Source organism: Paraflavitalea devenefica, assembly GCF_011759375.1.
Taxonomy (GTDB): Bacteria; Bacteroidota; Bacteroidia; order Chitinophagales; family Chitinophagaceae; genus Paraflavitalea; species Paraflavitalea devenefica.
In genome coordinates this window covers 691,655-707,580 of the sequence record NZ_JAARML010000005.1, presented here as the reverse complement: position 1 = coordinate 707,580, position 15,926 = coordinate 691,655, and the positions used below count along the sequence as shown (strand labels likewise).

Sequence of the window (15,926 nt, the reverse complement as noted above, 5' to 3'; positions counted from 1 at the left end):
GGCCATGCCAGATCATGCCACAAAAACAATACTAAACCCTTGAACGCATCACGTCTTTTTATACAGATATGTGAATAACCGTACTCCTAAAATAAAGAAGCCGCCTCAATTACTTTTGAGACGGCCTCATTTCTTTACGACCCATATGCTAATAGCTATTCTTTTACTCCTTAATCCACACCGCCGAAGCAGCCACCCGGTCCATACGCGCCTGGGGCGGTTCATTGGGGCGGGTAGGTACGGTTTGTTGTGCATTGGAAGGTAATGGGGTAGTGGGCAGCCTGTTCAGCCGGGCATAGTTGGGAATGGCGATCAGGGGCGTGCCATCACTCCAGGTGCCTTTAATGGTCATCACACCATTCAGGAATTCGGGTTTCCATTCCAGTGTTAAAGGCGTTTTACCAAGTGATTTATTGATGTCACCATTGTTATCGGCTGTTTCCACATTATAGATCATGGGACCATAGCGCAGGGCTACGCGACCTCTGTCGGCCTCTATCTTTTCATCGGCTGTTACCTTCTGTATTTCCATGGGTAGTACCACATTGATCTTGTCGCCTGCTTTCCAGGTACGGCGAATGGCCACATACCCATTTTCTATTTTCATAGGCACTGCCTGACCATTTACCTTCAGTGATTTCAGCCCGCTCACCTGTGGTACCGGTGTATACAGTTCACTCGTGGTACGATTGGGTACACGCACATACACGGTGAATGTTTTGGATACTTTGGGATTTACCGTAATGGCCACATCACCGCTCCAGGGATAATCTGTTTTTTGCACCATCTCTACATCAGTGCCTACCACCCGTTCTACCTTAATCGTGCTGCCTACATACATATTCACGTAAATACCGTTATCGCCGGTTACGTAGGTCCAGGTAGGGATCATCAGCAGCGTACGGGGAATATTGCCTACGCAGCAGGGGCACACATGCCACTGGTAGCGGGGCTGTGCAGAGGACAGAGCATTGGTATAATAGAAATTCTTCCCTTCCAGGTCCAGTGAGCCCAGCAGGGCATTGTACATCGTTTCTTCATACAGGTCGGCATACTTGGCATCGTGGTAGGCCAGGTTCATCTTGTATTGGAAGAAAATAAGCCCGGCGCTGGAGCAGGATTCACAATAAGCATTATTGCGCAGGGAGTAATTACCGCCAAAACCTTCGGAGGTTTCACCACTGCCAATACCACCGGTGAGGTAATACTTTTTATTGATCATATTGTCCCACAGGCTCATCACGGCGCTCTGGTAATCCACATCGCCTGTTTCGGCCGCCACATCGGCCATGGCCGAATAATTATAGGTGGCCCGTACGGCATGGCCTACGGCTTCATATTGCTGTTGTACCGGCACATGGCTTTGATCATATTCACTGCCATCCTTGCGGCTGTCCAATAAGAACTTGGCCAGTTGTATATAACTGTCGCCATGACTGCCTTTTCCTTCCATATCATTTACAAAACGGCCAAAGCGCACCAGGGCCTGTTCCATTTCCTGGTGACCATCATACCAGGCTTTTTTACCCGGACCGATATTCGCTACCCAGCAGTCGGCCAGTTTCTTGGCGGCATCATACAACCTTTTATCCTTTCCTTCAGTAAGGGTATAGTGGTTGATAGCGCTCTCAATAAAGTAACCGGCTACATATCCTTCATGATCACCCCGGTTTCTCACGGCCCATCTTTCTTTCCAGCGGGTAGTATCTCGCAGGGTATAGGCGGTGTGCAGGTAGCCGTCGGGCTCCTGGGCAGCGAGGATAATGGGTATCCATGCTGACAGCTTCTTTTTCATCTTCTCCTGTGCAGCAATAATAGCAGCATCGCCTTGCGGGTCTACCATCAGGGCGATACACATGGATTCTACCGTTTGGTGTACCCAGGCATTGGAAAATACATAGCCTTTATGCCGGGCATGTGGTTCACCCCGCAATGCTTTGGCAGCTTCAATAAAATTATCCAGGCCGCCCTCACCGGTAGTGATATCAGTGCGTTCATTCTGATCAATACAGAAAGGTATCCAGTTTACGATCATCGCTTTGGCGCGGTCGCTCCACAGCTTGCTGTCAATCTTATAGCGCTTGGTGTACACTACATCCAGGCGCTTCTCCTTAGGAGGCTGGTGTACCTTTACTTTCAGCGTGGAGGAGGTGGTGTTATTACCTTCTGTGGCGGTAAGCTTCAGCACATAATTGCCGGTAGCAGAGAATTGTGCAGTAGCATTTTTATCGCCGGTATTGCTAAAGGTAACCGTACCGGGACCGGATACTTTGGCCCAGGCAATTTTACCCACAGGGGTAACCGATTTAATGGCAGCAGCCAGGTAAGTTTTACCGTCAACCATTACATCGCGGTCCAGACCTGCTATTACCAGCGGAGCGGGGGCAGGGGAGTTGTCCGTTTTATACACCGCCCATTCCAGCAGGGTGGCGCTGGCCCTGTCGGCTGAGTCCAGCTCCAGCCGCAGCCGGGTAGTCTTTACTTCATCAAAAGTGGTTGTATTGTATTGATTATTGGTCAGGCCCAAACCGGCGGCGTTTTTTACCGGCACAAAATCCTTACCATCCCAGTATTGCAGGCGGTAGGCCATCGGCAGGCGGAGGCCGTTGTTATAGTTCCACCAATACACCGCTATTTCCTTCGTGCTTACCGGTTGCGCCCATTCATACTGTACCCAGTATTGGGAACGGGGAAATTGCCGGTTGCCGCCACCCCGGTTATTACCGGAGGGGGTAGGCGTAAGGCCATCATTCAACGCATCCAATGAAGCGCCAAACCTGCCCGAAGCACTGGGCGTAGCTACAATAGCAAGGTTGGGACGGGAGGTGGGTGGCGATTGAGATTCCTGGCCGATGGCCGGTGCAGCCATCATGGCAAGCATTGCAGCAAGCGTACTGTTACGTACAGATCGTTTTATTTGCATGTTCAATTTGGATTAATATTGCCCCATCGGGGCAATACTCAAATTTAAAAAGGTGCCAACGATTGAGATACTCAAATATTAACCAATGCAGGGTGTTTATTAACCTTCTGAAAGGATATATAAAACATGGTTTCAATAACAAGTGTATTAAAGACAATTATAGCACTGGGCGCGATTCAGGGGCTTATTACGGGTGCTTTACTTTTTTGGAATAAAAGGCATCAAAAAGCCAACCGGATGCTTGCCTTTATGCTCTGGTTTTTCTCCCTTGCCTGCCTTGATCTTCGCCTTTTCCAGGAGTCAATATTATACACCACAACCCTCGGTGGTTTTATAGACGCTTTCATTCCTCTCATGATCATTATGCCCATGGGGCCCTTACTATACTTTTACATCCGCGCCAGCCTTGAACCGGATTTCCGCCTGCGTCCCTACCGCAAGCACTTTTATTCCGTGTTGCTGGATGTGCTGCCACAAATAGCAGCGGTAATATACATAGGTGGCATCCTGATAGGGCTCATAAAAAAGGCCATTCCAATGGATTATTACAGGGATGTGTACAATATATATGTGGATATACCCCGGTGGCTGTCGCTTACCATTTACCTATGGCTCTCTGCCCGCTACCTGGCGGCTTTTCCCTCCACAGCATCTGCCGGTGGCGTGGAAACAGAAAATAGGGTTACCCTGCGCTGGCTACGCCAGTTTGTACGGGTATTTCTCGTTTTCCAGTTTATATGGCTGCTTTATTTAATTCCTTATGTCATTCCACGGTACAGCAACCGGCTGCTGCAACTGGTAGATTGGTATCCTGTATTCATTCCACTGGCCGTACTCATCTACTGGCTGGGCATCAAAGCATTACTGGTAACCTACAACCTGCCGGTAGTCATCCGCAAAACCACGGGCAGCACTGCTGCCATACCGGCCGATGTAGTACAGCAAACCATCGCTGCCCTGAAAAAGGCCATGGAGCAGGAAACACTTTACCTCGATCCCTCCCTCAACCTTACCGGGTTGTCACGGCATACGGGTATTGCTCCCAAAACCATCTCGGCCGTCCTCAACCAGCACCTGCACACCAGCTTTAATGAATTTGTCAATGAATACCGCATCCGGGAATTCAAAAAGCGGGTGGTGGCGGCCGACCTGCAACACCTTACCATGACCGGCATTGCGTTCGACTGCGGGTTCAACTCACAGCCTACCTTTCAGCGCACCTTTAAGCAGCTTACCGGCATGTCGCCTTCTGAATACCGCAAGTCAGTCATCGAAAAGCAGGAATAATGGATCCTTTTACTGCTCAAATCCGGATTTGAATAGGTTAAAAGCCTCTTTTACAGGTGTTTTGCCGGATAATTAAATACCTGTATATGAAAAGAAGTATTGCTGTCCTGCTATTGACCGTTTTGTATGTATTGGAGAATTATGCACAGGCGCCCACTGATCGTGCCGTAGAAAAATCCCTTGATAGTTTGATTAAATCCCAGTTCAAAGCCCAGGAACCCGGTATCGTGGTATTGGCTGCCCGCAAAGGAAAAGTGATTTACCGCAAAGCATTCGGCAGCGCCAACCTGGAACTGGATGTTTCCCTGAAGCCAGATATGGTATTCAGAATAGGCTCCATTACCAAGCAGTTTACGGCCATCGGCATATTGCAACTGGCAGAGCAGGGTAAGTTACAATTGAGCGACAGTGTGCAGCAATACATCAAAGATTTCCCTTCCAAAGGACATACCATTACCATTGAGCATTTGCTCACCCATACCTCCGGTATTCCGGATTATATGACTATTGATCACCCCGATCCCTACATAGAGCGGCATGATTTTACGCCGGCGTTCATCATCAATCATTTCAAAAATGCGCCCCTGCAGTTTGTGCCGGGTACAAAATATGCCTATACCAATTCCGGCTATACCTTACTGGCTTATATCATTGAAAAAGTAAGCGGTCAAAAATACCATGATTACATGCGGAAGCAGGTGCTGGAAAAAGCAGGACTGCAGCATACAGAGTATGCAAATGAGCTCACCATTATTCCCGGCCGGGTAAATGGTTACACACGGGATAAAGGTTTTTACCAGAATACTTACTACCAAACCCTTTCCATTGGATACGGTGCTGGTGATCTGCTGGGTACCGTAGATGACCTCTACGCCTGGAACAATGCATTATTGGCCGGTAAGCTGGTTAAAAAAGAAACACTGGAAAAAGCCTTTACCCCTTACCGGTTGCAGGATGGCAAGATTACCAATTATGGCTATGGCTGGAACATTGGCATTATGTATGGCGCTCCCTGTATAAAGCACGAAGGACAGGTGAGTGGCTTCATTTCCATGGAAAGCTATTTCCCGGTGCAGGATGTCTTTGTAGCTGTGCTTACCAATGTTAAGTCCGGCGAAGATGCCACCAGCTTCAGCGATCAGCGCTTCAGGTTATTCGGCCAGATCCCTCAAATAGTATTGGGCAACCTGATGCCCAAAGAAGCTAAAGTAAGTGATGCCGTGATGGATACTTATACCGGAAAATACAAAACGGTATTGGGGCAAAAAACCATCATGATCAAAAGGAACGGTCATAGTTTATTCCTCGAAGATGGCATGGCCTTCAGAATGTACGCGTTGACCGATCGCAGGTTTTACCTCATAGACATGCCTGCAGAAACCTTTGTTGTGTTTTCCAAAGACAACGAAGGAAAAGTGACCGGTTTGATAGTACACCGGAATGGACAGTATGAATGGAAGAAGATAGAATAACAAATAAACAAAGCCAGCCTGAGCGTATGTTCAGGCTGGCTTTGACAAATATAGTAGTAAGGAGCTTATGCCACCTCTACGTCTTCTTCAGCGCAGAGTTTGAATACAGCGCCATGCATGTTTTCATCTACCCTTAGCTGGCAGGCGAGGCGGCTGTTGCTTTCTGCATCGGGCAGCGTATCCAGCATATCCAGTTCGGCATCACTGTGCGCGGCCAGGTTGTCCATTCCTTCCAGTACCTGTACATGGCAGGTGCCGCACATGGCCATGCCGCCGCAGGTAGCCAGCACATTGTATTCGTTGGCCTTGAGGATTTCCATCAGGTTTAATCCCATATCTTCAGGTACTTCCAGTTCTCTTTCTTCTCCTGCCTTATTGAGTACGGTGATATTGATCATGTTTCCTTCTTTCTTTTTTAAAATGCATTGACGCCATTAACAGTGGTATACTTAAAGCTCAGGCGCTGGTTGGGGTACACATGCTTGAAAGCGCTGTGCGCCATCAGGGCCGATTCATGGAAGCCGCAAAGGATGAGCTTTAACTTGCCGGGGTAAGTATTGATATCACCAATAGCATAAATACCTTCTATATTGGTGGAATAGTCAAACGTATTCACGCTGATGGCCGATTTGTCTATATTCAGTCCCCAGTCGGCAATAGGGCCCAGCTTAGGGCTCAGACCAAAGAGCGGGATCAGGTAATCGGTAGCCATCGTGGTAACCGTTTTATCACTGCCTTCTATCAGCACTTCATTCAGCTTCCCGTTACCATTGATCTTCACAATATTCGATTTCAGCACCAGGTTGATCTTGCCCGCTTCAGCCAGGTGGAACACCTTTTCAGCCGAATCCGGCGCGCCCCGGAACGTATCGCCCCGGTGAACCAGCGTCACTGATTTGGCCACATTGGATAAATAGATAGTCCAGTCCAGGGCAGAGTCACCGCCGCCAGCCAGTACGATATGCTTATCCCGGAACAGTTCAGGATCTTTCACCATATAAGTCACCCCCTTGCCTTCAAAAGCTTCCAGTTGCTCAATGGCCGGCTTACGGGGCTCAAAACAACCCAGTCCGCCTGCAATGGTAATCACCTTGCAATGGATCTTCGTATGATCTGAAGTAGTAACAATAAAAGACTTGTCTTCCTGCCTTTCGATCGTTTCCACCCGTTCGCCCAGGGTAAAAGTGGGGGCAAAAGGCGCTATCTGTTTTTTCAGGTTATCTACCAGCTCCTGTGCCTTGATCTCCGGCGCACCGGGAATATCATAGATCGGTTTATAGGGATAGATCTCAGAAAGCTGACCGCCCACCTGGGGTAAGGCATCTACGAGGTGGCAACGCATTTTCAACAGGCCGGCTTCAAAAACAGCAAATAATCCTACAGGGCCGGCTCCAATAATACAGATATCAGTCGTAATCATTATATATAATACACATTTATTTAAGGAAAAACGGGCTATTACCCTTTTTCACAGTAGCAAAGCATTCGTAGGCAGGTATGGTTATGGTCAATTTAAACCGGGTGCAAAATTACGACGCAGAAAGTTCATTATCAACCGTATTTGGAAATCCTGTTTACGCAATAAGAAAAAACACCGGCCGGTAAGCTGTCCGGTTCAATGTACTAACAAAGACGGTAAAAGATAGTTCGCTGGTTGCCAAGCCTCCACAGGCCGGCATTATAATTTTTTCTTCAGGGAGGAGGCCCGGATCAATAAAGCCGCCGGAAGGGTGATGGTATAATTGGAATCGGGCAGTTTGTTATGATTTAATTGATTGATGAGGCATTTAGCCGCCACTTCACCCATCTCTATGCCTGCATAGTTAATGGTAGTGAGGGCAGGTTCTGCTATCCGGCTGATAAGGTCATTATTAAACCCCACAATAGCAATATCCTCCGGTATCTTCAGGCCGCCTTCTTTCAGCTTCTGCATGCAAACAGCGGCGCACAGGTCATTCGTTACAAAAATGCCATCAGGCCTTTCCGGCATGCTCAGTACCTGCAGGGCTGCCTCAATACCTGCTTTTTCATCCAGGTCGTTCACAATAAGCTGCTCCGGCAGGCAGGGCAGGTTATTATCGGCAAGGGCTGACTGGAATCCCTTCCACCGGTCGGCATACACATTCTGCATCAGGTTGCCCGTAATATGCACCAACCGTTTACATCCCTGCTGAATGAGGTGGGTAGTAGCCTCATAGCCAGCCTTAAAATTATCAATCACGATCTTGATGCCGGCACTATCCTTCTTCACACGGTCAAAGAAAACCACCGGGATGTCTTTCTTCAGGAAAGGCTCATAATGATCCAGGGTTTCCGTATCATAAGCCAGGGAAGCGATCAAGCCATCCACTCTTTTGTGAAAGAGGTTCAGGGCATTGGCTGCTTCTTTGCTGCTGGTCTCTGCAGAGTGACCAATGATAATATTATAATGGGCCGCTGTTATTACCTTTTCAATACCACTGAGGGCCGATACAATGAAGCGGCTGTTGAGTTCATGGATAATAACGCCGATCGTATGTGTCTTCTGCTTACGCAGGTTGCTGGCAAAATTATTCTGCTGATAACCGGTAGCCTTGGCCAACTCACTGATCTTCTTCCGGGTCTTTTTACTTACACTGGGGTGATTATTGAGCGCCCGGCTCACCGTTGCCGTGGAAATATTCAGCTCCCTGGCCAGGTCATAAATCGTAATTTCTCTTTTAGATGTCATAGCTATAGCGGCAGTTGGTTGGGTCATACCGGATTTTATGGGGTATCCTTTTTCAGGCGTGTTTCAGCAATCGTGCTGTAGGCATTACCTGTGCTGCCCAAGGTAAGCAATATCTTATCTATAACAACACCCGGATCTATACTATAAATCTTTAAAGTGTGCTTGCCGCCGCTGATAGCGGGCATCATTGTTTTCCTGATGGCGCTGTTCCTTAATACATTTTGCTTCCATTCTTCACTTCTGCCTGCTGTACGGAAGTCAACAATGGTTAGCGGACCATCATCCAGGGAGAGCGCATAGCGCACGCTATAGGCTTTGTGCAGCGGATGCGTGGGCAATGAAAAAACAGTTACGATGGGTGTATCTGCCGAAAAAGTATAAAAATCATACGCTACCCAGGGGTTATTCTTTTTGATAGCATCCTCCGTAACAGTAATAGTAGGCTGTTGAAGGAAAGACGCTTGTAATGACCGGCCTGTATAGCCCAGGTCATCCAATACTTTCCACTGACCCGCAGCAGTCATCTTACTCCAGCTATAATGAGTGGCATACATAGAGATCAATCCATTATTTTCAATAAAGCCCTGGTAGGAAGCCTGCCCGGTGGAAAGGGGAGTACCGGTTACCGATACCGCATACGTTTTGCCAGCGCCGGTAAAACTGATCTGATCAGATAGCGGACTGCCCGCTGCTCCTGCACGCCAGTCAATCTCCACCCAAATACGTACCTGGCTTTTGCCTGCTGTGGGGCTAAGTGTACCGCTAACAGCAGAAAGGCGGATGCGTTGATCTGTTATAGCAGCGGTCCAGTTTACAGTAGTAGCGTTGGTTAAAAACAGGTCAATGAAATATTGCTGGCGGTTGAGCGCATCAAATGCCGGCAATTGTAAAGTCTGACGTGAACCGGCCGCCGTGCTATCACCTTCAGGCGCTACACCCCATACAGCCGATGAATCGGTGGTAAAAGGAGTGAGCACCGGTTCCTGGTACACGGGCAGGTTCCGGGGAGACATAGATAGTATGTTTTTCCATTTACCACCTGCCAGTTGCGTATTGTACCAGTTCGTTTCCTGCACAATACTGTCATAAGCCAGTTTCGACAGGCGAACATAATCGTAGGCGCTCAACCTATTCTGCCGGGCATAATAATAACTTTTATCGCGGTAAAGGAACTTCTTGTTCATCAGCGAAGCGCCTCTTACCGGGTAATACACCAGTTCATAAAAGGCATCAGCATCATTAGAACGTATGGAAGCGCGCAAAGCCTTTACGGCCCGCTCCAGCGAATCGTATTGATCAATCCTTCGCTGCGCTTCATCGCCATAAAAGAAATGGTTATAAGTAGTGTAAGAAGTTTTGGTGGTGGGCTCTGTCTGGCTCCAGCCCATATACTCAGGCTTTCTTTCAAAAGCCAGTTGATAATATTGCCACAATACCTGTTGTATGGCAGGTGCTTTGTCTTTGCCAAACAGGTTGCCTGCCCAGGTAAGTAAGTGCTGCTTTGTGTATTTGCTGTCTTTAAAGAGTGTCGCATTAAAAGCCATGTCGAGGAAAAACTCCATATTGTATTCAATCGGCTTAATATCGCCCACATTCAGCACCCACAACCTGTCTGCTTTACTGTCATACGCCTTCATCATTTCCTCCCGCATCAGGCCCGGATGGGCAGTGCCCAGCCACAGGTAATCGTGCGGACGGCCCCAGTAAGAAGCATGATAATATACCCCTGAACCGCCGGCACGTTGCTTTTCGGGTTCATTACTCAGCCGTTGTATATAACCATAATTATCATCCGGCCACACCAGCGTTACATCATCAGGCACTTTCAGGTTATTATCATAAATATCCAGTACCTCTTTATAGGCAGTGAATGCCTGGGGTACCTTCGTTACGTCTTTATCAATATGCCGCTTCAGCATATTACGCTGATCGGTAAAGATCCCTTCCAGTAAAGGCACCGCATCTTTGGGATTTTTCACACCTTCCATGCCGCTGTCATGCACGCCCCGCATGCCCAGGGAATAGATCACCTCATTCAGGCTGCTTTCCTTTACCCGCTCTTCCCAATAACGGGTAATGGTGGGTTTATTGGTGAGGTAATTAAAATCGCCCATCGTTTTCTTGTCCCATTCTCCCACATTATTGCGCATCATCGGTTCCGCGTGTGAGGAGCCTGTTACAATGGCATAATCGGCAGCCACCTGTTTATTGCGGGGATAATGATAAAAGGGGTTGGTGCTGGGATGCATGGCCGGCCATATCAGGTTGGCTTTCAGGCGCAGCAATAACTCAAATACTTTGGCGTACGTTTTTGGGCCAATATCACCTGTTTCGGGTTCAAAAGTTTTGGCTGCCCAGGGCTGCAGGCCCCAGTCTTCATCATTGATAAAAATGCCCCTGTACTTTACGGAAGGAGGTCCGATAATAGATACCCCTGCAGAAAGATACATCGCGGCCCGGTGTTGGGGCATGGCATCAGCCCACCATACCCAGGGCGAAACACCCATGATCTTCGATAATTCAAACACTCCAAAGGCCGTTCCGCGCGGATCACTGCCTGCAATCACCAATGCCTTCTGTATATTTTTGGTGGGGTTATTAACGATGGTAATGCAAAAAGTTTCCCATTTCCCTTTCACCTGGGCGACTGGTAGAGCGCCTTTCGCGGCCAGCGCATCAATCAGCTTGTTATGGCCCAGGGTGCCAATAATAACCGCATAGGGAATAGCTGTGGGCTGATCATGGATAGCAGGTGCCAGTCCGGTAACCAGCTTAACATCGCTGCTCAACGCAGTGGCGGCAATCCTGACCACCGTAGCGTCGGCCGTATCAATTAGCAAGGGTGATGCCTTACCAGCAGCGGCGATGGTAAATCCGCCCGCCTGCACTGTTTCCGTAAGCCGGATAGGCGAGGGCTGTGCATATACCTGGACACCTGAAATGATGAGTATAAGAAATAATAATATACTGCCTGATCTGAATATCGTTAGGATGCCGGGTAGAATGGAAAAGCAATTCATTGTCATAATATAGCGTAACGGGAAGCTAAATGGTAGTACAAACTTCGTTGGAAAGCCCTAAAAATCAAATTTATACTCCCGGTCAACTTTTGCCATCCTTACCCGTCCTGCCCGGCATTAGTCGTGCTGCTTTCTCACGTATTTGGTAAGAATAACAATCACCTGTCCTTCTATCCTGCCTTCAATTTGTTCGGTATTATCTTCCACCAGCCGGATATTCTTCACTACAGTGCCCATTTTGGCATTCAATGTGGAGCCTTTAACATCCAGTGATTTGATCAGCACGACTGTATCGCCCGCCTGCAACACATTACCGTTGCAATCTTTATGCAACTCAACGCTGGCGTCATTTTCATGATCGCCGGTAGCCTTGGCCCAGGCCAGTGTTGCTTCATCAAAATAGAGCATATCCAGGCTATCCTGCGCCCAGCTCTCCTGCCGCAGGCGGTTCAGCATGCGCCAGGCCACCACCTGTACACCAGGCACCTCGCTCCACATAGATTCGGTCAAACACTTCCAGTGATTGCTGTCCAATTCCTCTTTTTTCTCTATCTGTGCCAGGCATTTATTACATATCAATATAGTATTATCCGGACTACTGCCGGTGGCAGGAGGCACTTCATACATTTTTAAGGGGGGTGCCGCCTTACACAATTCACAGGTAGCGCCGCTTCTTGCTTGCAGTTGTTCGTCCAGTTTCATACTTCTTTTTTTAGGTGGGCGCGAAGGTAAGATTTTCTGATAAATGGCAGCCGGAACAAAACTATTTGGAGCGGCACTTCGTATATAAGGGTGCAATTGATTTACTTTATCACTTTTGAAAGGATCCCCAACATATACGGAACAGGAGCTGGTTGGTTTGCTGAAACAACGCACACAGGCAGCTTTCAGCTATCTATACGATCACTATGCGTCAACCCTCAATGGTGTCATTGCAGGCATTATCCAGGATACCGAAGTGTCGGGCGATGTGCTGCAGGAAGTATTTGTGAAGATCTGGCGGCAGATAGAGCAGTACGACCCGGGCAAGGGCCGGTTATTCACCTGGATGTACAACATCGCACGAACGACGGCCATTGATACCTTGCGCAGCAGGGACTGGAAGAACAGTAAGCGCAACAATTCCCTGACGGAAGAATACGCCCTGCTGCCGGATCATGGACCTAACCCTGCGGAAGAATTGGGACTGCGGAAGATCATACAAACACTGAGGGAAGAATATAAGGTGCTGGTGGAACTATCCTATTTCCAGGGATATACACAGGAAGAAATAGCCGGGATACTGAATATTCCGCTGGGTACTGTAAAAACAAGGATAAGAGCAGCGATATTGCAATTAAGACAACAGGTTAAATTGTAAAGTGGATATACAGGCATACATACAAAGTGGTGTCATTGAAAGCCATGTATTGGGCATGGCCAGTGCACAGGAAACAGCCGAACTACAACGGCTGCGCCTGGAGTATCCTGAAGTGGACGCTGCCATCCGGCAGGCTGAAAAATGGCTGCAGGATACCACCCGTCAATATGCCGTCCCTGTAGCTGCCGGTATCAAAGAGAAACTGTTTGCTACTTTGAATGATGAGTTCGCCATACCTGAAGCTGAATCCATAGCCCCCGTTCGCACCATGAGCAGGAGGGCCACCTGGCTCGCCGCCGCTTCACTGATATTGTTCCTCACAAGCGCAGGTTTCAATATCTACTTCTACAGCAAGTATACAAAAGCTGCCAGCGACTACAGCGCCCTGCTGCAGGAGCGCACTACCTTGCTGGCCAATAACAAAACGTATGAGAACCGCCTTACGGCACTTCGCAATAATATGCAGCTTATGACAGCACCCGGCATGCTCAAAGTATCCATGCCGGGTATAGCAGGCAAAGAAAACAACCTCGTAACACTCTATTGGAATACCAGCAACAAAAATGTTTACCTCCTTGCCAACAACCTGCCGGCAGCTCCCGCGGGCAAGCAATACCAGCTATGGGCATTGATAGATGGTAAGACGGTAGATGCAGGTATGCTGGAAAACTGTGAAACCCTGTGCCAATTAAAACCCGTACAGCAGGCCCAGGCATTTGCCATCACATTGGAAAAAGCCGGTGGAAGTCCGGTACCCGATCTCTCCCAATTATATGTAATGGGCAAAGTACAATCCTGAAAACTTTTAAGGAAAACACATCGTATATATAATGGCGCTTACATAAACAGCCCGTTACCAGTAACTCCACAGCTTCCTGCAACATGATCAGCGATTATTGATCGCTTAATCAGGGACACAATCATTTTTTAATATTAAATCAGCACACAAATGAAAAGGACAATGAACCTCATGGCTATTTGCATGCCCTTACTGATGGCAACCCATGGCAACTTACAAGCCGCTTCCCAGCCAATGCCCGGTATGAGCTATAGCGTTCAGGTAGCCGACTGGATGAAGTCCACTACCGGTACCTGGCCCGGAATGAAAGATGGTAAAACCTACTGGTACAAACTGGATAAAAAGGGAGGCTTATGGTGGAGTACCGACGGCAAAAAATGGGCGGCCGTAAAAGAGGGCGCCTGGGCCGATAAAGACGGTAAATGGTTAAAGATACATGACAAAAAACTGGTATGGAGCACCGATGGTAAAACATGGGCTGAAGTACCTGAATGGAAGTGGCAGGGCGCTGATAATAAGTGGTATAAGTTTGACAGCGACTGGGCACTATGGGTGAACGGATAGGGCAGGGGGTTACTAACCTGCAAGCCCATTGAGCTGATGTTCAATGGGCTTTATCATGCCCGGAAGCGAGGTAACATCCTGTTCATATTTTCATAACAGTCCAATCCATGCAATTGGGAAAATTACCTTCTACATTTGCGGACACAGGTTATGAACCAGCACGCATTACTTATCCATGATGAAAAAGAAGCAGCTTTTAATGAGCTGTATCATGCCTATTGGGAATTCCTATTCAGGCTGGCCTGCAAAAAAACAGGCTCCACCGATGATGCCGCCGACCTTATACACGATCTCTTTACCGACATCTGGAAGAATTTCCACCACCTGCCTGCTCCAGACGCTATCCGGTCCTACCTGGTAAGCGCACTCTATCATAAAGTATTCAACTACTTCCGTTCCAAAGGCTTACAGGAAAAACATTATAAAAGCTTTGAATCTTTCCTGGCGCAACAGGCACCCGCCAACGAATACCATCTTACTGAAGAAGAAAAGGAAAAATGGAATTCCATCGACCGGGCTTTTTCCACTGCCCTGACCGGTATGCCCGGTAAGATGAAGGATATATTTATACGTAACGTATACCAGGAACAATCCATTGACCAGATTGCCAGCGACCTGCTCTTATCCCGGCAAACCGTTAAAAACCAGTTACATCTTGCTTCCAAACGGCTTCGTGTAGCCTGCAAACGTGTTTATTCCCATATGTTTGGGCTCCTGTTTTAATTATTGTCCTTCCTTGTTACTCTTAACATTTTGGTAATGTAGAACTTCTGGTACTTTTTAGTCCGCGTGTTACTACTACAGCATGCAACCCTCCAGACAATCAATAGAAGCGTTTATACAGCGCTTTAAAAAAGGCGACTGTACGCCGGAAGAGATCAACCTGTTCAGGAAATGGATTGCTGAAGCAGACTTCCTGGAGGCAGAAAAAGAACTGACGCCTGAAGTGCTGGAATCAATCAAAGCCCGTACGCACCAGCAACTGATGCAGCAAATACGTAGTCTGCCGGCAGCCCCGGTAAGGAGGATGGCGATATTGCGGAAGTACGTCGCAGCGGCCGCTATTGTAGTCACAATGGGCGCCGCCGTTCTGTTATGGTACATCAAAAGCAGGCAGGGAGTATCGGCTGCCCAATCGCTAAGTTCATTGTCAATCATTGATAACGACCAGCATGTGGTTCGTAAGATCACCATGCCGGATGGTACCATTATCTGGCTCAACAGGAACTCACGGCTGGAGTTCGACAACCAACAATACAACCACACACAGCGGTATGTGAAACTATCGGGAGAAGGATTCTTTGAGGTGACAAAAGATGCGTCAAAGCCTTTTATTGTAGAAACAGGCAATATACATACACGCGTATTGGGTACAGCCTTTAACATAGAAGCCTACCAGCATGAATCGGAGATCAGGGTTTCCCTGGTGCATGGAAAAGTAGCACTGGAAGACAAAGCAAAGGCCCTTACAGCCCTGTTGGCGCCCAATCAAACCATGCGGTATTCCCGGCAAACGAAAGACTGGCAATTATCACCCATGGCAGTGAACAATATCAATGCATGGACCACCGGTGCACTGGTATTCAATGAGCTGCCGCTGGAAGAAGCAATAGAACGTATTGGCGATAAATATCACCTCACGATGGTGTATGATAAAAACCTGTTACGCAATAAACGGATTACGGCCACTTTCACGGTGAACGACTGGCAGTCGGCCCTGCACAATGTATTATTTGTGCATGGGTTGAACTTTTCGCTGAAGCAGGGGAAGGTGACGATCACAAAGTAATG

General features: G+C 48.0%; 13 protein-coding genes. 7 read left to right on the top strand and 6 right to left on the bottom strand.

Annotated features, from left to right (window positions below):
• Positions 1-163: 163 nt before the first annotated feature.
• The gene (locus HB364_RS27505; RefSeq protein WP_167291624.1) at positions 164-2,923 is read right to left on the bottom strand and encodes a glycoside hydrolase family 127 protein; all 2,760 of its coding nucleotides are present in this window, start codon (positions 2,921-2,923) and stop codon (positions 164-166) included.
• 237 nt (positions 2,924-3,160) lie between these two features.
• Between HB364_RS27505 and HB364_RS27500 the strand changes: the two genes are divergently transcribed.
• Together HB364_RS27500 and HB364_RS27495 are read left to right on the top strand one after the other, a co-directional pair.
• Positions 3,161-4,210 (top strand): AraC family transcriptional regulator, encoded by a 1,050-nt coding sequence (locus tag HB364_RS27500; protein WP_167291623.1) that lies wholly within the window; start codon positions 3,161-3,163, stop codon positions 4,208-4,210.
• An 86-nt stretch (positions 4,211-4,296) separates the two neighbouring features.
• On the top strand, positions 4,297-5,682 hold the full coding sequence (locus HB364_RS27495) for a serine hydrolase domain-containing protein (RefSeq protein WP_167291622.1): 1,386 nt from the start codon (positions 4,297-4,299) through the stop codon (positions 5,680-5,682).
• 65 nt (positions 5,683-5,747) lie between these two features.
• Here the strand turns inward: HB364_RS27495 and HB364_RS27490 are convergent, their stop codons facing one another.
• The 5 genes from HB364_RS27490 to HB364_RS27470 all read right to left on the bottom strand — a co-directional run bounded on the left by HB364_RS27490 (position 5,748) and on the right by HB364_RS27470 (position 12,114).
• Entirely contained in the window at positions 5,748-6,080 is a 333-nt protein-coding gene (locus HB364_RS27490) for a 2Fe-2S iron-sulfur cluster-binding protein (protein WP_167291621.1), read from the bottom strand.
• Between the two features lie 17 nt (positions 6,081-6,097).
• Positions 6,098-7,102 (bottom strand): NAD(P)/FAD-dependent oxidoreductase, encoded by a 1,005-nt coding sequence (locus HB364_RS27485; RefSeq protein WP_167291620.1) that lies wholly within the window; start codon positions 7,100-7,102, stop codon positions 6,098-6,100.
• A gap of 258 nt (positions 7,103-7,360) precedes the next feature.
• Entirely contained in the window at positions 7,361-8,419 is a 1,059-nt protein-coding gene (locus tag HB364_RS27480) for a LacI family DNA-binding transcriptional regulator (RefSeq protein ID WP_246228628.1), read from the bottom strand.
• 8 nt (positions 8,420-8,427) lie between these two features.
• Positions 8,428-11,412, bottom strand: coding sequence for a glycosyl hydrolase 115 family protein (locus tag HB364_RS27475; protein ID WP_167291619.1), 2,985 nt, complete (start codon positions 11,410-11,412; stop codon positions 8,428-8,430).
• Between the two features lie 117 nt (positions 11,413-11,529).
• Positions 11,530-12,114 carry a PhnA domain-containing protein gene (locus tag HB364_RS27470; RefSeq protein ID WP_167291618.1) on the bottom strand — a complete coding sequence of 195 codons (585 nt, stop codon included), beginning with the start codon at positions 12,112-12,114 and terminating at the stop codon, positions 11,530-11,532.
• A 115-nt stretch (positions 12,115-12,229) separates the two neighbouring features.
• On the opposite strand from HB364_RS27470, the gene HB364_RS27465 reads away from it, so the two are divergent.
• From HB364_RS27465 to HB364_RS27445, 5 genes are all read left to right on the top strand, one after another.
• Positions 12,230-12,772 (top strand): RNA polymerase sigma factor, encoded by a 543-nt coding sequence (locus tag HB364_RS27465; protein ID WP_167291617.1) that lies wholly within the window; start codon positions 12,230-12,232, stop codon positions 12,770-12,772.
• A gap of 1 nt (position 12,773) precedes the next feature.
• Positions 12,774-13,571 (top strand): anti-sigma factor, encoded by a 798-nt coding sequence (locus HB364_RS27460; RefSeq protein ID WP_167291616.1) that lies wholly within the window; start codon positions 12,774-12,776, stop codon positions 13,569-13,571.
• Positions 13,572-13,721: 150 nt separating this feature from the next.
• A complete protein-coding gene (locus HB364_RS27455; RefSeq protein ID WP_167291615.1) occupies positions 13,722-14,135 on the top strand; it encodes a hypothetical protein in 414 nt (137 codons plus the stop codon).
• Between the two features lie 150 nt (positions 14,136-14,285).
• Positions 14,286-14,858, top strand: coding sequence for an RNA polymerase sigma factor (locus HB364_RS27450; RefSeq protein ID WP_167291614.1), 573 nt, complete (start codon positions 14,286-14,288; stop codon positions 14,856-14,858).
• Between the two features lie 82 nt (positions 14,859-14,940).
• Positions 14,941-15,924: a FecR family protein gene (locus HB364_RS27445; RefSeq protein WP_167291613.1), complete on the top strand. Its 984-nt coding sequence runs from the start codon at positions 14,941-14,943 to the stop codon at positions 15,922-15,924.
• Positions 15,925-15,926 lie beyond the last annotated feature (2 nt).